We start from the raw sequence: 21,247 nt of genomic DNA, 5'->3' as shown, positions 1-21,247 counted from the left end.
GCGCTCCGGTCCGGTGCCGGGGACCGGTCAGGGGAGCGGCTGGTCCGCCCAGATGACCTTGCCCGCCGGGGTGTAGCGGGTGCCCCAGCGTTCGGTGAGCTGGGCGACGAGGAACAGGCCGCGTCCGCCCTCGTCCGTCGTCGCCGCGTACCGCAGGTGCGGCGAGGTGCTGCTGCCGTCGAAGACCTCGCAGATCAGACTGCGGTCGAACAGCATACGGACCCGGATGGGGCCGTTGCCGTACCTGATCGCGTTGGTGACCAGCTCGCTGAGGATCAGCTCCGTCGTGAACGCCATGTCCTCCAGGCCCCAATCCGTCAGCTGCCGGGTGACCGCGGCACGCACCTCGCCGACGGCCGACGGTTCGGAGGGCACCTGCCACTCGGCGACGCGGTCGGGGTCCAGCGCCCGTGTGCCCGCGACGATCAGGGCGATGTCGTCGGCCGGCTTGGGCGGGAGCAGGGCGTCGAGGACCGCCCGGCAGGTGTCCTCGGGCGACCGGTCGGCTCCGACGAGCGCGGTCCGCAGCAGTTCGAGACCGTCGTCGATGTCCCGCTCCCGGTCCTCGACGAGCCCGTCCGTGTAGAGGACCATCCTGCTGCCCTCCGCCAGCGTCAGCTCGGCCGTCTCGAAGGGCAGGCCGCCCAGACCCAGCGGCGGCCCGGCGGGCACCTCGGGGAACTCCACACTGCCGTCCGGGCGGATCACCGCGGGCGGCGGGTGGCCCGCACGGGCCACGGTGCACTGCCGCGAGGTCGGGTCGTAGACCGCGTACAGACAGGTGGCGCCGGTGACGGCGGCGCTGCCGTCGTCCGTCACCTCGTCCTGGTCGATCCGGCCGACCAGCTCGTCGAGGAGCCCCAGCAGCTCGTCGGGCGGCAGGTCCAGCGCGGAGAAGTTGTGGACCGCGGTCCGCAGCCGGCCCATCGTGGCCGCCGCGTGCAGTCCGTGGCCCACGACGTCACCCACGACCAGCGCGACCCGGGCACCGGACAGCGGCAGCACGTCGAACCAGTCGCCGCCGACCCCCGCCTGGGCGGGCAGATAGCGGTAGGCGATCTCCAAGGCGCTCTGCTCGGGCAGGTTGCGGGGCAGCAGACTGCGCTGGAGGGTCACGGCCATGGTGTGCTCGCGCGTGTAGCGGCGCGCGTTGTCGATGGAGACCGCGGCCCGGGCGACCAGCTCCTCGGCGAGGGCCAGCTCCTCCGTGTCGAACGGCTCGGGCTTCTCCGAGCGCCAGAAGTTCGCCACGCCCATCACCAGGTGCCCCGCCCGCAGCGGGACCGTGATCAGCGAGTGGATCCCGTACTCCACGACCTGCGCGGTACGCCCGAGGTCCTGGGCGAGCCAGCCGTGCGCCTCCCTCAGGTCGGGCGCGACCACCGCCTCGCCGGTGCCGAGGCTCTGCGCCTGCGGCGTGGACGCGATGAACCCGATCCGCTCGCCCACCGGGTACAGCGGGGCGTCCTTGCGGATCCCGCTGAACGCGGTACGGCGCAGCGAGGTGCCCGCGTCGGGTTCCTCCCCGTTCAGCACGGCCTCGGCCAGGTCCACCGTGGCGAAGTCCGCGAAGCGCGGGACGGCCACCTCCGCCAGCTCCTGGGCGGTACGGGTCACGTCCAGGGTCGTGCCGATGCCCACTCCGGCGTCGTACAGGAGCTTGAGGTGCTCGCGGGCCACCTCGGCCCGGCCGGACAGCGCCCGCAGCTCGGTCGAGTCGCGGAGCGTGGCGACACTGCCCGCGGGGCCGCCCTTGAGGTCGGTGGGCCGCTGGTTGACCGCCAGCAGGCGGTCACCGACCAGGTGGACCTCGTCCGTGGCGACCCGTCCCGAGGCCAGCAGGGCGGCGGTGTCGGTGTCCAGGCCGAGTTCCTGGACGTGGCGGCCCTCGGCGTCCCGGGGGAGATCCAGCAGGCGGTGGGCCTCGTCGTTGGCGAGCAGCAGCCGTCCCTCGCCGCCGACGATGAGCACGCCCTCGCGGACCGCGTGCAGCACCGCGTCGTGGTGCTCGTACATCCGGGTCATCTCGAACGGACCCAGGCCGTGCGTCTGGCGCAGCAGCCGTCTGCTCACCAGCGCCGTCCCTCCCAGGGCCAGCACCAGGGCGGCGGCCGCGGCGGTCAGCAGGAGCGGGAGCTGCCGGTCCCCGACGCCTCCCACGTTCTCGGTCGTGATGCCGGCCGACACCAGACCGACGACCGAGCCGTCGTCCGCCTCGATGGGCACCACGGCCTGCACCAGCGGTCCGATGGTCCCCGTGATCTCCTCGGTGAAGGACCTGCCCGCCAGCGCCGGGCCGAGGGTCCCGACGAACTTCTTGCCGATCCGGTCCGGCTTGGGGTGGGTGTAGCGGATGCCGTCGGTGTTCATCACCACGAGGAAGTCCACCCTGGACCGCACGCGGGCCGCCTCGGCGCGCGGCTGCAGCACCGCCGTGGGGTCGGGGGCGGTCAGCGCCTCACGGGTGCCCGGGGCGTTGGCGAACGACTCGGCGACGGCCAGCGAGCGGTTGCGCGCCTCCTCGGTGCTGTCGTGGCGCACCTGGAGGACCAGTGCCACGACCGCGGCCACGACCAGCAGCAGCACGATCGCCACCTGGAGGACGAAGACCTGGCCCGCGACGCTCCGTCCGCCCAGTGCCGACCGCAGTATCGTGACGCGGCGACGGGGCCCGTCCTTCGGCGCCTCCGGCCGGCCGAGCGGTCCTCGCGGTGTCCGCCGCCCGTGGGTACCGTGCGAGCGGTCATCTCCGCGCCGTGCGCGCAGACCGCTGGAGCGGGAGGTCGACCGGGCCCAGGATCGACCCAAGAGTCGGACCATATGCCCATGTCTACACTGCCGGGAGCCAGGAGGCGAGGGGCGCCAGTGGTGCGCCGGACGCGAGTCCGGCCCGCGTGGCCCGGACCACGGGCGCAATCGCCGCGAAGCCGGCCGGGCGGGCGGTCCGCCCGCTCACACCTGCGCGGAGCCGCGCGGGGCGCGCGCGAGACGTGCACGAGGCGTGTGCGGGGCGTGCGCCATCACGGCCGATGCCCGGCGCGCACGCCCCGGCCACACCGGGGACGCCCCGCCCGCGCCGGGGACGCTCTGCCGTCGGCGCGATCCGGCCGCATCATGGAAGTGGACGCTATGGAAGTGGACGCGGTGGAAGCGGACGCGTCTGCCCGTCCTGCGGCCGCAGCCCGAACGGAGGCCGTCATGCAGCTCCCGGACCGCTACCGGCTGACCTTCACCCATGGGCTACCGGGCGCGGGCCCCGACCGGGACGAGGTGATCGTCGAACGCACCGCGTCCCTCGGGCCGGGCGGCAACCCGGTCTACTGCGACCCCACCGGCATCCTCCGCGCCGAGATCAGCCCGGCGGGAGAGGTCCGGATGCTCGCCAGCGGCGGCTACCAGTCCCCCGGCCCGCCCTCGGCCGAACCCCTGCCCTGAGGACGAGGGCCCGGGTTCGCGGCGCGACAGGAGTGTGTGTCGCGCACGGAGATGACCTACCGGGATGACCTACTGGCCGTCCGGGCGTGGGAAAACTCATACGCGCCCGGGGCCCGGCGGTGCGAAACCGGCAGGAACAGGCCAACTCGCTTCCCGTGGAGGCCCGTCGGAACGCCCTTCCCCAACCAGACCGCAGGAAAACGTGATTGCCCGGACACCGGTCCCGTAAACGTCTGGTTCATGAGAGGTTTCCAAGAATCCGAGATGCGGCTGAACACTCGGAGCTTCATCTCCGTATGAAGCGGGGGATTGCCATGCCGGTCGGCAACGAAGCGTAGGAGTAGATCCTTGGTACGCAACACGCGCAGACGCCCAACAGGCGCACGACGCGCGACCATCGGGGCGGTCGCGCTGATGCTGGGAGGAGGTGGGCTGGCGGCGGCGAACGTCTACGCCACGGCCTCCGAGAGCACCTCGGGCGAGGCCGGCCAGGTCCTTGCCTCGGGTGCCGCCACGATCGACTGCCCGGATGTCGGCAGCGAGCTGGCAGCGGTGCCGGACGGGGCCAAGACGGAGGTCGACAAGGAACTCGCCCTCCTGGACAAGCAGATCGCCGAGGCATACCAGCGGCTGCAGAGTTCCGCGGAGGCGATCAAGCAGGACGGCAGCTTCGCCGAGAACTCGATCATGAATCCGCTCAAGGACAAGCGAGCGGCGACGATCGAGCGCATCGCGGCAGCCATCGACGCCGTGGGGGACCGCCCGGAAGGGCTGGACGCCTTCGCTCCCTGCATCCTGCGCGCCTCCGGCAACCAGGACGCGCCGGAGAACGGGCAGGACGGCGAGGGGAACGGCGAGCAGAACGGCGACGGCCAGGACGGCGACGGGGCCGGCGGCGAGAACCAGGACGGCCAGGACCAGGGTCAGGGCCAGGACCAGGGCGGCGACCAGGGCCAGGAGGAGCAGCCGCCCGGCAACGGCGGCCAGGCAGGGAACGGCCCCGTGGCGGCGGACTTCGTGGACATCTCCACCGTCCAGCCCAACGTGCAGAAGCCGGGTGCCCGGGGCGGCGCCTCGAAGGGCTCCTTCACCACCAGCTGCGGTGTGAACGAGAACGGCCTCTTCAACTCCGACAACGTGATCGTGGCTCCCGGTGTCACCAACGGCGCCCACCACTTCCACGACTACGTCGGCAACCAGTCCAACGACGCCTTCGCGAGCGACGAGGACCTGGCGAACGCCGAGACGACCTGCGAGAACGAGGGCGACAAGTCCTCGTACTTCTGGCCCGTGGTGCGGCTGCAGAACGGCACCGAGGAGAAGGACGCCGCCTCTCCCGGCGGCGGCATCGAGGGCAACGCGGGTGAGATCGTCACGCCCAAGCAGGTCACGATGTCGTTCGAGGGCAACCCGCGCGGCGAGGTCACGGCCATGCCGAAGCTGCTGCGCATCATCACCGGCGACGCCAAGGCGTTCGTCAACGGCCCCGCCAACGCCAACGCGTCGTGGAGCTGCACGGGCTTCGAGGACCGCCAGCTGAAGGACAAGTACCCCCTCTGCCCCCAGGGCAGTGACGTGGTCCGCACCTTCAAGTTCCAGAGCTGCTGGGACGGCCGGAACATCGACAGCGCCAACCACCGCACCCATGTGGCGTTCGCCGCCGCCGACGGCACCTGCGCGAACGACTTCAAGGCCATCCCGCAGCTGGTGCAGCGCATCGTCTACGACATCGACGCGCCCAGCGTGGCCGACGGCGGCAAGACGAAGCCGCTGTTCGCGGTCGACTCCTTCCCCGAGCAGCTCCACAAGCCGGTCACCGACCACGGCGACTTCATCAACGTCTTCGACGAGGCGCTGATGAAGGAGATGGTGGACTGCATCAACGAGGGCCGCGAGTGCGACGCCGCGGACGGCGGCAACGGCGGTGGCGGTGACGGCGGCGGTGGCGGCGAGGAGCCGACCGACCCGCCGGCGCCCACGCCGGACCCGACCGAGGGCAACGAGCAGCCGGGCGGCGACGAGCCCGGGAACGAGCAGCCGGGTGACGGCGACGAGCAGCCCGGGAACGAGCAGCCCGGCGGCGGCGACGAGCAGCCCGGCAACGAGCAGCCCGGTGGGAACGACCAGCCCGGGGACGACGGCCAGACCGACGCCCCGGAGGACGACGGCGACGAGAACGCGCCGGAGCCCTCCGCCGGCAACACGCAGGGGACCGAGCCGGCGGACGGCGCGGGCCAGGACGGTGCCGGCAAGAACGACCCGGCGCCCAAGGCGGCCACGTCCCCGTCGGCGGCCGGGAGTGACGCGGCCGGCTCGACGGGCGGCTCGGACTCCGGCAACGCCGTGCCCGGCCCCGAACCCGAGGACGCGGGCGGAGTGACCGAACCGCAGGCGGTCTCCGGCGGACTCGCGGACACCGGGACACAGCTGTGGCCGGCCGCGGCCGGAGGACTGCTGGTGCTCGCCGGCTTCGTGCTCCTGCGCCGGATGGCCAACAGGTCGAGGTAGTACCGCTCCACGCACCTCACGGAGGGCGGCCGGACCCGCGCAGGCGGGTCCGGCCGCCCTCCGTGCGTGAGCGGCACGGAGAGCGACGAGTGACTGGATCACGCCCTTACCGACGGGTCGCAACCGTGGCCTTCGCGGGGCCGGGGAACGGACCGCGCGCGTCCGGACCCGCTCCGAGCCGCGCCACGCCCGCCGTACGCAGGCACGATGTCACCGCCGACGGGTAGGACGTACCGGGCGGCCCGGCGGGCGCGGCTCCCCGGGCACGCACCGGCGTCGGCAGAAGCGTCCCGTGAACGCAACGGATGCGCCAGGGACGAAACCGTACATGTTAGGCGTGTTCGGGACTTCTGTCCGTCGTCCCGGAGGTACTTCTCGGCGGCCGGTGTGGCCGCCACGGCTCTTGTTTGACATATTTGCCTACCGAGTTGGGCGCGCTGGAGCCCGTGCCGGTGGTCAGTGTCGAGGATTCCGCGGACGCCGTGCGACGGTGCCCGTGCGGAGGTTCACGGGGAGAGCGGTGCGCACAGGCAGAGCCAGAGAGATGCGGAACCTGATCGGTCAGCTGGTCGACGGGCTCAGTCTGCCCGTGCCGACGGACCCCGACGCGCTGTTCGCCGCGCTGGTCACCACCGTGAGCGAGCTGAGAGGCCGCGAGGTGCGGCTCGTGAAGGAGGAGTTCCCGCAGCAGACCGCCAGCGGACTCTGGCTCGACCTCCCCGCCTACGACCTGATCGTGGTGGACAAGCGGGCGACGCCCCTGCACCAGCTGGCGATCTTCTTCCACGAGGTCTGGCACATGCTCAGGGGAGACTGCGGCAACCACGTCGTCGGCAAGGCGGTGGCGGCCCGGATGCTCTCCACCGGCGCCGAACTGGCCGAACTGCAGGAGCCGGTACGCAAGGTGGCCGCCCGCACCGAGTTCGACCGGCGCGAGGAGGCGGACGCCGAGAGGTTCGGCCTGCTGGCGGTCACCCGCTTCCGCGTGTGGCTGGAGGGGGAACCCGGCAGCGCGGCCATGGACCGGGGCCGGATCGCCGGGCGTATCGGTGCGTCGCTGGGACAGCGCAGGCCACAGGTCTGAGCCGTGGACTCCTCGGACTACTACATACCGGCCGTCGCCATGCTGATCGGCCTGGCCGTCAAGCTGCCGGGCCTGGTGAAGGACTGGCGCGACCCGCTCGTCCGGTCCGTCTGCGTCGTGATCGCTCTCGGCGGCGCCGGCTTCTTCTTCGCCGCTCCGCCCACGATCACGGCCGTCAACGAGGTCACCGGGACGGCCAACTTCTCCAGCGCGCTGGTGTACGGCATCATCAGCGCCTTCAGCGCCGCCTGCCTGCTGCTCATCGTCCACTGGCGCGGGGGTCCGCCCGCGCACGTGCAGCGCGTCTCGCGGCGCTGGCAGGCCGCGTACGCCCTGGTCATCGTCCTGCTGGTGGTCCTCTTCGCCGTCGGTGACGCCCCCGTGGAGCGGCACACCGACTTCGACACCTACTACGCGACGACCCCGTTCATCCGCGAGATGATCGTGCTGTACCTGCTCGCCCACATGACCGCCGCGCTCGTCACCACGGTGCTGTGCTGGCGCTGGGCGCTCCAGGTGGACGGGTGGCTGCGGGCCGGGCTGTGGATCCTCGTCGTCGGCTGGCTCCTGAACCTGGCCTTCAGCGGCCTCAAACTGGCGGCGGTGGTGGCGCGCTGGGCCGGCCAGGACTGGGGCCCCCTCAGCACGACCCTGGCGCCCCTCCTGTCGGCGCTGTCCGCCCCCTGCGCCACCGTGGGCTTCCTGCTGCCGCTGGTGGGGCCCTGGGTGGTCTGGAACTGGCGGGCGGCGAGGACCTACCGCAAGCTCGGGCCGCTGTGGCGTGAACTCGGGTTCGCCTCGCCCCGGACGCCGCTCGCCGGGCCCATCGCCTGGTACTCGTCGCCCCAGGTCCGCCTGACCCAGCGCGAGGCGGGCATCCAGGACGGCCTGAGCCTCGTGGCGCCGTGGTTCGACGCCGGGGTCCGCACACGCGCGCAGCGGGCGGCGGCGGCCGCCGGCCACGCCGACGACGAGGCCGCCCGGATCGGTCACGCGGCGATGGTCGCCGCCGCCGTCCGGGCCGCCCGCCAGGGGGTTCCCGTCGGTTCCCGCGTCCGCCCCGAACACTCCGAGATCACCGCGGTGCGCACCACCCCGGTGGGTGTGTCGGCCGCACTGCGCACGTCCGAGATCGTCGCGGCGGCCCGCCGGAGACCTGCCCCTTCCCCGGCCGAGGACGGCGAGAAGTCCCCCACATGAACCGCCTTCGCACCCCCGCACCGCCGCTCGGCCCCGTCCCGCCCCGTGCGAAAGGGCGGTGACGGCCATGGATGTCGTCTTCTACATCCCCGGCGTGTTCCTTCTCGTCACCGCCGCCTTCAACCTGTCGGCCATGAAGGGCTCGTGGCGTGACCCGCTGATGGCCGCGAGCATCTCGGTCCTGCTCATCGGCGCCGTCGTGTGCATCCTGTCCGCGCCTCCCACCATCAGCGTCGTCAACGCCCTCACCGGCATCGCCAACTTCTCGGCGCCGCTGGTCTATTCGGGGATGTCCGCACTCAGTGCCTGCTATCTCGTCCTGATGATCGCCTGGCGGGGCGGAGCGCTGGAGCGGGTCGCGCGCGCGACCCGCCTGGTGGTGTGCGTCTACGGGCTGGTCATCATCGGGATCGTCACCCTCTTCGCCCTGGCCCACGTGCCGGTCGAACGGACCCGTGACCTGGACACGTACTACGCCAGGACGCCGTACATGAGGGAGATGATCCTGCTGTACCTGGTGTCCCACACCGCGGCCACCGCCGCCCTGGCAGGGATGTGCGTGAGCTGGCTGCGGAAGGTGCGGGACCTCACCCGCACGGGCCTGACCCTGATCGTCGTCGGCGTGCTGTTCGACCTGTCGTACCAGCTGGCCAAGTACGCCGCCATCGGCGCCCGGTGGAGCGGCCGCGACTGGGACTTCCTCTCCACGAGTCTCTCGCCGCCCCTCGTGGCGGTCGCGGGTGTCACCGTCGCCGCCGGCTTCGCGCTGCCGCGCGTCGGACCCTCCACCGCGAACAACTTCCGCGCCTGGCGGCGCTGCCGGCTCCTGCGGCCCCTCTGGCTGGAGCTGCGGGACCTGCGGACACCGCTGGCCGACACCCACTGGTGGGACTTCCCCGTGGTGCGTCTGGTCCAGCAGGAGATCACGATCCTGGACGGAGTCCTGGTGTGCTCGCCCTACCTCGACAACGAGGTACGCAGGGCCGCCTGTTCGGCGGTGCGCGCCCAGGCGCCCCGGTGCGCCGCTCCCGCACCCGCTGCCTTCTCCCCGCTGGGTTCGCCCGCGTCCGCGCCGTGCGACCGGGCAGCCCTGGACCACGCGGAGATCGTGGCCGAGGCGGCGATGCTCGCCGCGGCCAGGGTGCGGGTGTCCTCGGGCCCGAACCCCGAACCCCCGGCCGAGGTGGGGCGGTTGCGGTCCGTCACACAGCCCCACCTGATGGTGGAGCTCGCCAGGGCCCTGTCGTCCTCACCCGTCGTCGCCGAGGCCCGGCGACGGGCGGCCCGGCAGCGAGTCGTGCACGACTGACCGACTGACGCCCTGTCACGATGATGCCCCGCGGCCGAGTTGGCGACGCGAGGCGCATGGCGGGCGCCCGCCCCGACCATGGTTCGATCAAGGGGCTGCCGGATCGAAGAGGATCCGGCTTCCTCGCTCGGCGAGCACGGATACGCGCGCGACCCGCGTGCCGCAGCCACGCGCCGACGGCGGTCAACAGAGAGGGCCCACACCCATGCCTGACACGAACTCCACCCACAGGCGCAGCGCGATCGTCGTCGGAGGGGGCATGACGGGCATGCTGGCCGCATCGGTACTCGCCGACCACGCGGACGTCACGATCATCGAGCGGGACCTCCTGCCGGACGGCCCACGGGCCCGCAAGGGCCTCCCGCAGGCCCGGCACGCCCATGTCCTGTGGTCCGGTGGCGTCAAGGCCCTCGACGACCTCCTGCCGGGCATCGTCGACGAACTCGTCGGACGCGGCGCCCGCAGGACACCGGTCATGGCCGACCTGGTGTCCAAGGCTCCCTCAGGACAGTGGTTCCGGCGCTTCACCCACACCGGTCACGTCAACCTGCTGTGCAGCCGCGACCTGCTCGACGCGGTGATCCGCGCCCGGGTGCTGCGGGACCACCGCATCACCCTGCGCCAGGAGACCGAACTGCTGTCCCTGCGCGGCAGCGCCCGCCGGGTGTCCGGAGTCCGCGTCCGGTCGGCGGACACCGACAGCACCCTCCCGGCCGACCTGGTGCTCGACGCCAGTGGGCGGGGCAGCCGCGCCCCCGTGTGGCTGCGGGAGCTGGGGCTGCCACCCGTGACGGAGCGCACGGTGGACGCCGGGTTCGGCTACGCCAGCCGGATCTACCGCGCCCCCGGCACGACCGCCGACGGCTTCCCGATCGTCAACGTCCAGGCCGACCCGCGGCAGAACCCCGGCAGGGGCGGCATCATCACGCCCATCGAGGGCGGCCGCTGGCTCGTCACGCTCGCCGGGACCCGGGGAGGCCGGCCGAGCGCCGACAACGAGGAGTTCGTGCCCTTCGCCCTCGGACTGCCGCACCCCGTCATCGGTGAACTCCTCGCCCACGCCGAGCCCGAGACGGACGTCGTCACCACCCGCAGCACGGCCAACAGACGGCGCTACTACGAGAAGGCCGCGCGCTGGCCCGACGGTTTCGCCGTCCTCGGCGAGGCCGTCGCCGGCTACAACCCCGTCTACGGGCACGGGCTGAGCGCCGCGGCGCAGAGCGTCGTCGCACTGCGCCGCATCCTGGAGCGGCAGGATCTCCGCGCGCCCGGCACGGCACGGCGCATCCAGCGGAGCGCGGCCCGCCCGGTCGAGAACGCGTGGAGTCTGGCGGTGGGGCAGGACGTGTTCTACCCGGGCGCCAGTGACGAGCCGCCCACCCCGCTCGAAAGGCTGCTGGCCGCCTTCGTGGACAGGGCCGTCGACGCCGGGTCGCGCAACCCCCACGCCCTGCGCATCCTGCTGGACGTGATGAGCATGGAGAAGCCGCCGGCCCGGCTGCTCATGCCCGACATGCTCGCCCTGGTCTGCTTCGGCCGCAAGAAGCCGCCGCTCGCGGGCCCGCCGCTGACGGCCCGTGAGCGCGGGGCCGCCCTTGACCGGTGACGGCCCTCCTGAGAGGATCGTCACCAGTCAAGCAGGTGACGTCATGCACCGTCACCGCTCCGACAGCACGGGAGGCCGGGATGGTGCACGAAGAGACGGTCACGGATGTCGCCGAGGCGGCACGCCGCGCGCGGTTCGGCACGCTGCCGGAGAGGGTCCGCCTCGCGGACACCGTCGAGGAGAAGCCGGCGACGGTCCAGGACCCCGCGCGCAACGACTACAACGACGACGAGTGGCTCGTCCGCAACGTCGTCTGAGAGCCGGTGGCCCTCGTGCCACCGCAGCCGGCGGATCAGGTGATCAGTGGCCGGCAGGCTCCTGTGCCCGCTTCCTGCGGGCGCGGTAGGCCGCGGCCTTCAGCCTGTTCCCGCAGGACTCCATCCCGCACCACTGCCGGCGCATGCCGCGCGAGCGGTCGATGTAGACGCGGGTGCACTCAGGATTGCCGCACTCCTTGAGGAGCGGTACGTCCGGGCCGCTGAGCACCTCGACGGCGTGCCGCGCCACCGTGGACAGTGCCTCCTCCGGTGTCGCGTCCGTCCGCCGGCCCGCCGCGGTGAGCTGCGGTGTCACGGGAGGCTTGCGCGCCGCGCCGTTCACCGTGGCGAGTGCCTCGTCGTCGTAGGGCTCTTCGAGCCGCCTGGCGGTGACCAGCCCGTAGACGGCCTCCCGTACGGCGATCGCCCGGGCGACGTCGGATTCCCGGCTGGGGGAGAGGGTGTCGACCATCCCCGCTCGCAGGTACCAGGCGTCCAGCCGCTCCGGCGACAGGAGCGTCTCGAAGCGAAGGGTGCGGCGGGCGCGGAGCGTCGCGGCGAAGTCCAGGGCCGGGTTCCCGCACACGAAGACATGATCCGCATTCACGTCACCATCCTGACAGGTGACGTCGCCCCCGTGCAATCCGTGCCGTACGTGCCACGCCCCGTCACCGGTCGGCCGGTGACGGGGCGCCGATCGGTTCGGGATCAGTTGTGGAAGCGGATGTAGCCGTTGCCGTCGGAGTCCGAACCGCTCTTGGTGTAGGCGTGCACGTCCGAGCGGCCGCCGGCGGGCTTGTAGAGGTAGATCGTGTCGCCCGGGTTGTTCCACATGAAGTTGCAGTTGTCGCGGTGGACGACGTTCCCGCTGTCGGAGTCGGTGCCGTTGCCGCCGCGCAGTTTCACGTGGTCACCGGGCTGGAGGTAGTGGTTCGCGGTGAAGAGGAAGCGATTGCCGGTCGCGTCCTTCACGAGGTAGTTCCTGAGATTGACCGTCGCCGACGACGAGTAGTTCTTGATCGTCAGGTATTCCTCGTCCGTGTTGCCGGTGGCGCAGCTGTTCGAGTCTCTGCCGGGTGCGTCGTACTGCACGCCGCGGATCTTCAGCGCCGAGTGGTACTCGGCCGCCTGGGCCGGTACGGCGGCGACGGCCAGCGCGCCGGTGGTGACGGCGGCGACGGTCACGGCTATGACCGGGTGATTGCGCATGAGAAATTCCCCCTCCGGATGCCTGCAAGAACCCGGAGCCTAACCATGTCGTGAAACATCCATGTCGGAGAGTGGGAAACCCCCTCTTCCTTCGCTGAAAGGTGATAAATGACGGCGGGTTAGAAATGTGGCACGACTCGCTTCGGGGCACACCCTTGTGGGAGCGCTCCCGCGACGGCCAGGATGCTCCTCATGCGCCCGGAGCCGAGAATCCGTCCCTACCGACCCACCGACCGTGCCGGGGTCGCGGCCGTCTGCGTACTGACCGCTCTCGACGGAGGGGACTCGCGGGAGCGGTACCCCGACGAGGAGCTGATGCCGTCCCTCTTCGCCGCGCCGTACTGCCACCTGGAGCCGGAGCTGGCGTTCGTCCTGGACGACGGTTCGGGCCGGGCCGTCGGCTATGTCGTCGGCACCGCGGACACCCGGCGGTTCGTCAAGGACTTCCGCGAGACATGGATCCCACGCGTCGCCCGGCGCTATCCCGAACCCGTCACCGAACCGCGTGACCCCGGTGAGGAGATGATCCGCCTCCTGCACACTCCCGAGCGGATGATCCTGCCCGAACTGGACGCCTATCCGGCCCACCTGCACATCGACCTCCTGCCGGACTATCAACGCCGGGGCTTCGGCCGGAAGTTGATGGAGACCTTCCTGGCGGCCCTGGCCGACCGCGGCGTTCCGGCGGTGCACCTGGGCATGGTCACCGCGAACACCGCCGCGAGAGCGTTCTACGACCGCCTCGGCTTCCACGAGATCCCGGTGCCCGACCCGGGCCCCCTCACCTACCTCGGCAGGTCTACGGCCGCGGCAGGGTGACCGGGCCGAGCCCCGGGACCATCGCGGCCAGTTCGTCCGCGGTGCGCGGACCGGGGGACAGGGCGGGCAGGAGGCCCTGGGCGCGCAGGAGTCCGGTCACCGCGATGCCCCACGGCAGGCGCAGTCCCGCCTGTTCCAGGAGGTCGGTGCGGGCCAGGGTGGTGGCCGCGGGGCCGGTGACCACCCCGGACGGGGTGAGCAGCGCCGTGTCGTCGGCCCAGCGCAGGGCCAGGTCCACGTCGTGCGTCGCCATCACCACGGTGGTGCCGCTCCTGCGCAGCCCGCCGAGGGTTGCGAGCAGCCGCTCCTGGCCGTCCGGGTCGAGCCCAGCCGTCGGTTCGTCGAGGATCAGGACACGCGGCCGCATCGCCAGGGCTCCCGCGATCGCGGCCCGCTTGCGCTGTCCGTAGGAGAGCAGGTGGGTGGGCCGGTCGGCCAGGGCGGTGATGTCCAGCGCGGCGAGCGCCTCGGCCACCCGGGCCCGGACCGCCGTGTCGGGCAGGCCGAGGTTCAGCGGTCCGAACGACACGTCCTGGGCGACGGACGCGGCGAACAACTGGTCGTCCGGGTCCTGCACCACCAGCTGGACGGTCGTACGCAGCCGGGTCAGGCCCTTGCGGTCGTAGCGGACCGGGTCGTCCCCGACGGTCAACTGCCCGGTGTGCGGGCGCAGTCCGCCGCTGAGCAGCCGCATCAGCGTGGTCTTGCCGCTGCCGTTGCGGCCGAGCAGCGCGAGCGCGCGCCCCGCGCGCACGGCGAAGTCGAGACCGCTGAGCACGGTCGGCCCGTCCTCGTACGCGTAGGACGCGCCCCGCAGGGCGACCAGCACGGGCTCGCTCATCGCAGCGGCCTTTCCAGTACGAAGGTGAGTGCGGCCACGGCCACGAGCAGCGCGGCACCGGCGAGGGTGAAGCGGGGGGAGATCCGGGCCTCCGGCACCAGGACGCGCAGGGTGCCGTCGTAACCGCGCCCGGCGAGCCCGGTCTGCAGCCGGGCCGCCCGGTCGAAGGCCCGGACGAAGGCGGTGGCGCCGAGCCCGGCCAGCGAACGCCAGGTCGCGGCCCGCGTGGTGTGACCCAGCCGGGCGGCCTGCGCCTCCCTGATCCGGCGCACGGAGTCGAGGAGCAGGAAGCTCATCCGGTACGTCACCATGGCCACGTCGACGACCGGTGCGGGCACCCCGGCGTTCACCAGCCGCGGCAGCAGGTCGGACATCGGAGTGGTGAACGCGAACAGCAGGACACCGAGGGAGGCCGCGGAGGTACGCAGCACCAGTTCCCCGGCGCGTACCGGCCCGCCCGCGGCCAGGGTCAGGAACCCGTCCGGGCCGCCCACCTGGACGAGCAGCGGGAGCGCCCCGGTCACGCAGAAACCCAGCGGCACCCGGTAGGCGCGCCAGAGCCGGCGGGCGGGCACGGCGGCCGGGCCGAGCAGCGCGACCAGGGCCGTGACCAGCACCAGTGCGGCGCCCGGCCAGGGCGGGAGCGAGATCGCCAGCACGGTCAGACCGAGCCCGAGCACGGCCTTGTCCACGGGATGGCGGCGGCGCCAGCGACTGCTGTGCGCCGCCGCGTCGATGGGCAGCACGAGGACTCAGGTCCGGCCGGCCGCGGACCCGCCACCGTCGGCGACGGCGCCGGGCGCGCCCACCGAGGCCGCCGGGCCGTCCGGGGCCGTCTCCCCGTCCGGGCCCCTCGTGCCGCCGTCCGGCGCCGTGCCGGGCCCGGGCCCCGCATCCTGCGCGTCTTGCCCGTCCCGCGCGTCCAGTTGGGCCAGCGCGCGCAGTTCGCCCTGCCGCCGGCCCCGGCGCACGCCGAAGTAGTAGGCGAGGACGCCCGCGCCGAGGGCTGCCTGGAGGGCGAACAGGGCCGACTCGATCTCCCCGGACGGCGGCTCGTACAGGGGGGAGAACCACGGCTCGTAGTCCGGCTCGATCTCGGTGATCGCGGTCTCCGCCTCCGCGTCGGCGCCCGCGAACGGCTCCTCCTTGTGGTCGCCGAGACCGAGAGCCAGCGGCAGTACGGCGAGGGCGGCCACCACGAACAGCAGCAGGGAGTTGATCTTCGCGTTGCGGCTCATCGGGCCACCGCCCCGGTCGTCCCGGCCTGCTCGGCCGGGGACTGCTTCCTGGTGAGGAGCACGCCGAGCCGGGTCAGTTCCCCCTTGCTCGACTGCACCAGCAGCCGCATCACGAGGACGGTCAGCAGCCCCTCGCTCACCGCGAGCGGGATCTGGGTGACGGCGAAGATCGAGCCGAACTTGCCGAGTGCGCCCAGGAATCCGCTGCTGGGGTCGGGGAACGCCAGCGCCAGTTGCACACTGGTCACGCAGTAGGTGGACAGGTCGGCGACGAAAGCGCCGAAGAACACCGCGACCATCAGCGGCACGCCGAACCGCCGGAGCAGCCGGTAGATCCCGTAGCCGGCCCACGGCCCGACGATCGCCATCGAGAAGACGTTGGCACCCAGCGTGGTGAGCCCGCCGTGCGCGAGCAGCAGCGCCTGGAAGAGCAGGGTGATGGTGCCGAGGACCGCCATGACCGGCGGCCGGAACAGGATGGCGCCGAGGCCCGTGCCCGTGGGATGCGAGCAACTCCCCGTCACCGACGGCAGTTTCAGGGCGGAGAGGACGAACGTGAAGGCCCCGGACGCCCCGATGAGCAGCGTGCTCTCGGGGTGCTCTCTGACCTCACGGGTGAGCGACCGGACTCCGTGGACGACGAACGGCGCCGACGCGACGCCCCAGGCGACCGCGTGCGCCGGAGGAAGGAAACCCTCGGCTATGTGCATGGCTCAGCAGACCCTCTCCAGCACCTCGTGGATGGTTGACGCGCCTTGGCCGGTCTCCTGGCTTACGGGTCAAAACCACCCGCGCTCCGCCTTCCCGGGTCCGAGGACCCAGTGGCTGCCCGTGAGGGCCGGAGCCGGACTTCCCGATCACAGTGGCGAGGGCCGCACCGGCATCACACCGATTTCCCGAGCACCAAGGCGTGGTGACAGTAGTGCGCGTACCGGGGTGGTGACAAGCGGCCCCCCAGGGGCGCACGGGTGGCTCCTGACCATCTGTTACGCGTCGGAGCGTGCGCCAAGTCTTGACGTGCCCCTGGCAAGATGACTTCATGGGAACGCTGTGGGAGCGCTCCCACCATCCGAAGCCAACGCCTCTTGACGCTCACTCCTGGAGTCGCAGTGAGAAGAACAAGAAGCACCACACGCACCACACGGAAGAGTCATGTCAGCGCCCTGCTGGCCGGACTGGCCGCCTTCCTCGGGCTCACCGTCGCGGGCGCCCTGGTCCCGGCCACGGCACACGCCGAGCCCTCAGGCGCTCGCGCGACCGGCCTCCATGTCGACGACGGCCGCCTGCTGGAGGGCAACGGGAACGACTTCGTCATGCGGGGCGTCAACCACGCCCACACCTGGTATCCGGGTGAGACGCAGTCGCTGGCCGACATCAAGGCACTCGGCGCCAACACGGTCCGTGTCGTCCTCTCCGACGGCCACCGATGGACCAGGAACAGCCCCGAGGACGTCGCCGCCGTCATCACCCAGTGCAAGGCCAACCGGCTGATCTGTGTGCTGGAGGTGCACGACACCACCGGCTACGGCGAGGAGGCGGCGGCCGGCACGCTCGACCACGCGGCCGACTACTGGATCAGCCTCAAGAACGTGCTCGCCGGCCAGGAGAACTACGTCATCGTCAACATCGGCAACGAGCCCTGGGGCAACACCGACCCCGCCGGCTGGACCGCCCCCACGACCGCCGCGATCAAGAAGCTGCGCACCGCGGGGTTCGAGCACATCATCATGGTCGACGCGCCCAACTGGGGTCAGGACTGGCAGGGGGTCATGCGCGCCAACGCCCGGTCGGTCTACGACGCCGACCCCACGGGCAACCTGATCTTCTCGATCCACATGTACAGCGTCTACGACACCGCGCAGGAGATCACGGACTACCTGAACGCCTTCGTGAACGCCGGACTGCCCATCCTCATCGGTGAGTTCGGCGGACCGGCCGACCAGTACGGCGACCCGGACGAGGACACCATGATGGCCGCGGCGCAGCAGCTCCGGCTCGGCTACCTCGCCTGGTCCTGGAGCGGCAACACCGACCCCGTCCTCGACCTGGCGATCGGCTTCGACCCCAGCCGGCTGAGTTCCTGGGGGCAACGCATCTTCAACGGCGCCAACGGCATCGTCCAGACCTCGAAGGAGGCCACGGTCTTCGGCGGCGGCGACCCGGGCGACACCCAGGCCCCGACCGCTCCGGGCACCCCCGCCGCCTCCGCCGTGGGGGCCACCTCGGTGACCCTCACCTGGGGCGCCGCCACCGACAACGTCGGTGTCACCGGTTACGACGTCGTCCGGGTCGGTGGTGGCGCCGAGAGCACGGTCGCCGCGTCCGCCACCACCACCGCCACCGTGACCGGCCTCACCGCGGACACGGCCTACGCCTTCGCCGTCTACGCACGTGACGCGGCCGGGAACCGTTCGGCCCGCTCGGCCACGGTGAACGTCACCACGGACGAGGGCGGCGGCACACCCGGGGCGAGTTGCTCCGTGGGCTACCGCGTCGCCAACGAGTGGCCGGGGGGCTTCCAGGGTGAGATCACCATCCGCAACACCGGCCCCGCCGCCATCAGCGGCTGGAAGCTGGTCTTCGCCTTCGCCAACGGTCAGACGGTCTCGAACATGTGGGGAGGGACACCGACCCAGAGCGGCGCGACGGTGAGCGTCGCGCCCGCCTCGTACACGTCCGACATCCCCGCGGGCGGCTCGGTCAGTGTCGGCTTCACCGCCGCCAGGGGTGCCGCCAACACGGCCCCGGCCGCGTTCGCCCTCAACGGCACCACCTGCGCCGCCGCCTGACCCGGCGCCCATCGGGCCGGCGGGGCCACCGCGCCCCGTCGGCTGGGCCGCGCAGGTCAGGCGGTGTCCGTGTTCGCAGACTGTTCGGCGGTCCCGGTGGGAGCTGCGCCCGTGTCCGCGGTCGCGGCCGGGGCGGGCGCGGCCTTCGCCGTCGTGTAGAAGACGGACGACCCCTGCTTGGTGCGCTGGACCTGCCCCCTGGCGACGAGCCCCTCCACCGTGGTGCGTACGACCTTGGGCTTGATGTCCCGGTCGGGATGGGCCTCGGCCAGCGCGGTGGCGACCTCCGCCGACGAGCGCGGCTCGGACTGCCGGCCGAGGTGGTCGCGGATGAGCTCCACGAGAGTGGGCTTGCCGGCCGCCGGCTGCTCCCCGGCGGGCTTGACCGCCGCGGACTTCGTGGCGGACTTCGCGGCAGGCTTCGGGGCACCTGACGCGGCGGCCGGCTTGGTGGCAGCCGGCTTCGCAGCGGACTTCGTGGCGGGCTTCGCGGTGGTGGCCTTCTTGCGCCTGGTGCCTGTGGCTGCCGACGCCTGACGCGGTACGGAAGGCTTGGGCGCGGCGCCGTCCGCGGTACCGGACTGCGCGGAGTCGTCACCGCCCAGGGCCCGCTGCAGTTCCGCCAGCAGGGTCTGGTCGTGCCGCAGGGCGCGCAACTGCTCCTCCAGCGCCGCCACTTCGGCGCCGATACGTTCCTGCTCCTTGGTGTTGCGTTCGAGGTCCCCAGCCACCTGTGCGGCGTACTGGGTCTTGAGCTTCGTGGCGGCCGATTCGACTTCGGACATGGCGGTTACCCTTCCTCGTCATCGTGTGGTGCTGGGGCCGGATGCTACTCGCATCATCCAGGCCATGATCCCCGACCTGCGCGGGCCAACTCACCGGCGAGCAGACCCCGTACACGCCCACGCGGTCCGCGAAGGCGCAGGCGGGGACGCGCGGGACAGTCACCGGACCCGCCGTGCGCGGTCATGTCCCGGGCGCGAAGTCATGTCTCGTTTTCCACCTTCAAGGTGACGGAACGGATGCCTCGACCGATTTTTCCGTCACGTCACCTCATTCGATACGACCGGCACCCTTGACAGTGTGCGTGCTGTTTCGCGAAGTTTGAGCCTCGCCGCATGCTACGGGTCCCGGCCACGGCCGGGACGGGGGAGGACGGTCGATCCGAGGTGGAGATCAGCATCCACAGGCCCGAGTCGCTCAGTGAGGCGCTGCGCCGGGCCTGGCACCGGGCGGCGGACGAGTCACCCGAGTACGCCAACCCCTTCCTGTCACCGGAGTTCGCGGCCGGCATCGGCAGACACCGCGGCGGGGCGCGGGTGGCGGTCCTGCACGAGGACGGCGAGGCCGTGGGCTTCCTCCCGTACGAGCGCAACTCCTTCGGGGTGGGCCGGGCGATCGGTCTGGGACTGTCCGACTGCCAGGCCCTCGTGCACCGGCCCGGAGTCACCTGGGACACCGGGCGGCTGCTGCGGGCCTGTGGGCTGTCGGTCTTCGAGTTCGACCATCTCGTCGGGGAACAGCGGCCGTTCACCCGCTTCGTCACCGGGACGTTCGCGTCACCGGTGGTCGACCTGAAGGCCGGTGACGGCAGTTACGCGCAGTGGCTGCGGGGCGCGTACCCCGGGCTGGCCAAGACGACGCTGAAGAAGGAACGGCGCCTGGGGCGTGATCTGGGCGAGATGCGCTTCGTCTTCGACGAGCGCGACCCCGCGATGCTGCGCACCCTCATGGAGTGGAAGTCCGCCCAGTACCGCAGGACTTCGCGGATGGACCGGTTCGCGCGGCCCTGGATCGTGAACGTGGTGGACGATCTCTTCCGCGTCCGCGAGGAGCATTTCACCGGCGTCCTCTCCGTGCTGTATGCCGGGGACCGGCCGGTGGCCGCGCACTTCGGCCCGCGATCCCGCACGGTGTTCGCCGCCTGGTTCACCACGTACGACCCCGAACTACGCTACTACTCACCGGGGTTGGTCATGCACCTCCGGATGGCGGAGGCCGCGGCCCGGGAGGGTGTGCGGGTCATGGACCTGGGGCGTGGCGACAAGGAGTACAAGGACTGGCTGAAGACCCGCGAGCTGCGGGTCGGGGAAGGGTTCGCCGTCCGCCCGCACCCGGTGGCGACGGCGCACCGGCTGTGGCGCAGACCGGTACGCGGCCTGCGGAACACGGTCCTGGCCCATCCCGCCCTCAGGGAACCGGCCGACCGGCTGCTGAAGGCGGTCGGCGCGCTGCGCACCTCCGCCGGTACGGTCCAGGGCGCGGGCCGGGCGGCGCCCCGTACGCGGTGAGCGGGGCCACCGGCCATGGCCGGGCCCTGTCAGCGGTGGTCGTCGCCGGTCTCTCCCAGGGAGCTGTCGGGCTTGCCGAGGGACCATCCGGAGACGTCCGTGAGCCGCCCCCGCCACAGGGGCATGACGACGGGCCCGCCCGGCCCGACGACGCTGGTGGCGTCGCGCAGGTGGATCCACTGCGGCAGCCGCTGCGGGCCGGGGCGTCCCTGCTTCTCCGCGACCGCCTGGTCCACCTGCTCGGGAAACCGCTCCAGCAGTTGGGCGCCGGGTCCGTCGACACCGCGCAGGCTGTGCGCCCAGTCGGTGGTCCACGCCTTGTGCGAGATCAGGTCGCCGTAGAGGAGGCCGCCCCCGATGACCAGGGTGACCGGAAGAGCGGCCTGCGGGTCCTGGCCGACCAGCCGTACCAGCATCTGCAGCTGGAGGTCCGGCACGGGCTCGGTCACGATCGGCGCGGCCGACTCGCGGAGGGGATCCTGCTCTTCACTCACGGCCTGGCTGGTCCTTTCGATCCGGTGAACGCTGAACGGTGGACGGTGAACGAGGGGGGCGCCGGTGCGGCACCCGCGTCAGGCGGCGAGGAGTCCGGCGCGGAGGCGGTTGAGGGTGCGGGTGAGCAGGCGGGAGATGTGCATCTGGGAGAGGTCGAGGGCGGCGC

Annotated in this window: 19 protein-coding genes and 1 riboswitch; of the genes, 10 read left to right on the top strand and 9 right to left on the bottom strand. The window is 72.0% G+C overall.

Annotated features, from left to right (window positions below; genetic code table 11):
- Positions 1-27: 27 nt before the first annotated feature.
- Complete coding sequence (locus tag ACFYXC_RS38680) at positions 28-2,820, bottom strand: SpoIIE family protein phosphatase (protein ID WP_389557437.1); 2,793 nt, start codon at positions 2,818-2,820, stop codon at positions 28-30.
- 378 nt (positions 2,821-3,198) lie between these two features.
- Here ACFYXC_RS38680 and ACFYXC_RS38675 point away from each other — a divergent pair, with 378 nt between their 5' ends.
- From ACFYXC_RS38675 to ACFYXC_RS38645, 7 genes are all read left to right on the top strand, one after another.
- Positions 3,199-3,435 carry a DUF6296 family protein gene (locus ACFYXC_RS38675; RefSeq protein ID WP_388905685.1) on the top strand — a complete coding sequence of 79 codons (237 nt, stop codon included), beginning with the start codon at positions 3,199-3,201 and terminating at the stop codon, positions 3,433-3,435.
- 414 nt (positions 3,436-3,849) lie between these two features.
- A complete protein-coding gene (locus tag ACFYXC_RS38670) occupies positions 3,850-5,943 on the top strand; it encodes a DUF1996 domain-containing protein (protein WP_389557436.1) in 2,094 nt (697 codons plus the stop codon).
- 544 nt (positions 5,944-6,487) lie between these two features.
- A complete protein-coding gene (locus ACFYXC_RS38665) occupies positions 6,488-7,027 on the top strand; it encodes a toxin-antitoxin system, toxin component (protein WP_388905690.1) in 540 nt (179 codons plus the stop codon).
- 3 nt (positions 7,028-7,030) lie between these two features.
- Positions 7,031-8,227 (top strand): MAB_1171c family putative transporter, encoded by a 1,197-nt coding sequence (locus ACFYXC_RS38660; RefSeq protein WP_388905693.1) that lies wholly within the window; start codon positions 7,031-7,033, stop codon positions 8,225-8,227.
- Between the two features lie 58 nt (positions 8,228-8,285).
- Entirely contained in the window at positions 8,286-9,536 is a 1,251-nt protein-coding gene (locus ACFYXC_RS38655) for a hypothetical protein (protein WP_389557434.1), read from the top strand.
- A gap of 205 nt (positions 9,537-9,741) precedes the next feature.
- Positions 9,742-11,142: an FAD-dependent oxidoreductase gene (locus ACFYXC_RS38650; protein ID WP_389557432.1), complete on the top strand. Its 1,401-nt coding sequence runs from the start codon at positions 9,742-9,744 to the stop codon at positions 11,140-11,142.
- 80 nt (positions 11,143-11,222) lie between these two features.
- Entirely contained in the window at positions 11,223-11,399 is a 177-nt protein-coding gene (locus ACFYXC_RS38645) for a hypothetical protein (protein ID WP_389557431.1), read from the top strand.
- Between the two features lie 43 nt (positions 11,400-11,442).
- On the opposite strand, the gene ACFYXC_RS38640 is transcribed toward ACFYXC_RS38645, so the two are convergent.
- Positions 11,443-12,006, bottom strand: coding sequence for a CGNR zinc finger domain-containing protein (locus tag ACFYXC_RS38640; protein ID WP_389557430.1), 564 nt, complete (start codon positions 12,004-12,006; stop codon positions 11,443-11,445).
- A 101-nt stretch (positions 12,007-12,107) separates the two neighbouring features.
- Entirely contained in the window at positions 12,108-12,608 is a 501-nt protein-coding gene (locus ACFYXC_RS38635) for a lamin tail domain-containing protein (protein ID WP_389557428.1), read from the bottom strand.
- Between the two features lie 192 nt (positions 12,609-12,800).
- On the opposite strand from ACFYXC_RS38635, the gene ACFYXC_RS38630 reads away from it, so the two are divergent.
- Positions 12,801-13,427, top strand: coding sequence for a GNAT family N-acetyltransferase (locus tag ACFYXC_RS38630; protein ID WP_389557427.1), 627 nt, complete (start codon positions 12,801-12,803; stop codon positions 13,425-13,427).
- Here ACFYXC_RS38630 and ACFYXC_RS38625 read toward each other — a convergent pair.
- From ACFYXC_RS38625 to ACFYXC_RS38610, 4 genes are read right to left on the bottom strand one after another with little or no spacing between them, the layout of a single operon-like run.
- Positions 13,408-14,268, bottom strand: coding sequence for an energy-coupling factor ABC transporter ATP-binding protein (locus ACFYXC_RS38625; protein ID WP_389557426.1), 861 nt, complete (start codon positions 14,266-14,268; stop codon positions 13,408-13,410). The two genes, ACFYXC_RS38630 and ACFYXC_RS38625, sit on opposite strands and share 20 nt — an antisense overlap.
- On the bottom strand, positions 14,265-15,014 hold the full coding sequence (gene cbiQ / locus ACFYXC_RS38620; protein ID WP_389557425.1) for a cobalt ECF transporter T component CbiQ: 750 nt from the start codon (positions 15,012-15,014) through the stop codon (positions 14,265-14,267). The genes ACFYXC_RS38625 and cbiQ overlap by 4 nt, the downstream gene beginning before the upstream one ends.
- Positions 15,015-15,020: 6 nt before the next feature.
- On the bottom strand, positions 15,021-15,506 hold the full coding sequence (locus ACFYXC_RS38615) for an energy-coupling factor ABC transporter substrate-binding protein (RefSeq protein WP_389557423.1): 486 nt from the start codon (positions 15,504-15,506) through the stop codon (positions 15,021-15,023).
- Complete coding sequence (locus tag ACFYXC_RS38610) at positions 15,503-16,216, bottom strand: energy-coupling factor ABC transporter permease (RefSeq protein WP_389557422.1); 714 nt, start codon at positions 16,214-16,216, stop codon at positions 15,503-15,505. The genes ACFYXC_RS38615 and ACFYXC_RS38610 overlap by 4 nt, the downstream gene beginning before the upstream one ends.
- A 29-nt stretch (positions 16,217-16,245) precedes the next feature.
- Positions 16,246-16,429: riboswitch (cobalamin riboswitch) on the bottom strand.
- A gap of 186 nt (positions 16,430-16,615) precedes the next feature.
- On the opposite strand from ACFYXC_RS38610, the gene ACFYXC_RS38605 reads away from it, so the two are divergent.
- Positions 16,616-18,295 carry a cellulase family glycosylhydrolase gene (locus ACFYXC_RS38605; protein ID WP_389557421.1) on the top strand — a complete coding sequence of 560 codons (1,680 nt, stop codon included), beginning with the start codon at positions 16,616-16,618 and terminating at the stop codon, positions 18,293-18,295.
- Between the two features lie 56 nt (positions 18,296-18,351).
- Here ACFYXC_RS38605 and ACFYXC_RS38600 read toward each other — a convergent pair whose 3' ends face one another.
- Positions 18,352-19,080, bottom strand: a complete 729-nt coding sequence (locus ACFYXC_RS38600; protein WP_389557420.1) for a hypothetical protein — start codon at positions 19,078-19,080, stop codon at positions 18,352-18,354.
- A gap of 333 nt (positions 19,081-19,413) precedes the next feature.
- Between ACFYXC_RS38600 and ACFYXC_RS38595 the strand changes: the two genes are divergently transcribed.
- Complete coding sequence (locus ACFYXC_RS38595; RefSeq protein ID WP_389557418.1) at positions 19,414-20,586, top strand: GNAT family N-acetyltransferase; 1,173 nt, start codon at positions 19,414-19,416, stop codon at positions 20,584-20,586.
- A gap of 29 nt (positions 20,587-20,615) precedes the next feature.
- On the opposite strand, the gene ACFYXC_RS38590 is transcribed toward ACFYXC_RS38595, so the two are convergent.
- Positions 20,616-21,080, bottom strand: a complete 465-nt coding sequence (locus ACFYXC_RS38590; protein ID WP_388905731.1) for a hypothetical protein — start codon at positions 21,078-21,080, stop codon at positions 20,616-20,618.
- Positions 21,081-21,247 lie beyond the last annotated feature (167 nt).

This window comes from Streptomyces sp. NPDC002701 (assembly GCF_042889045.1).
GTDB lineage: Bacteria > Actinomycetota > Actinomycetes > Streptomycetales > Streptomycetaceae > Streptomyces.
This window is presented reverse-complemented; position numbering and strand designations above follow the sequence as displayed.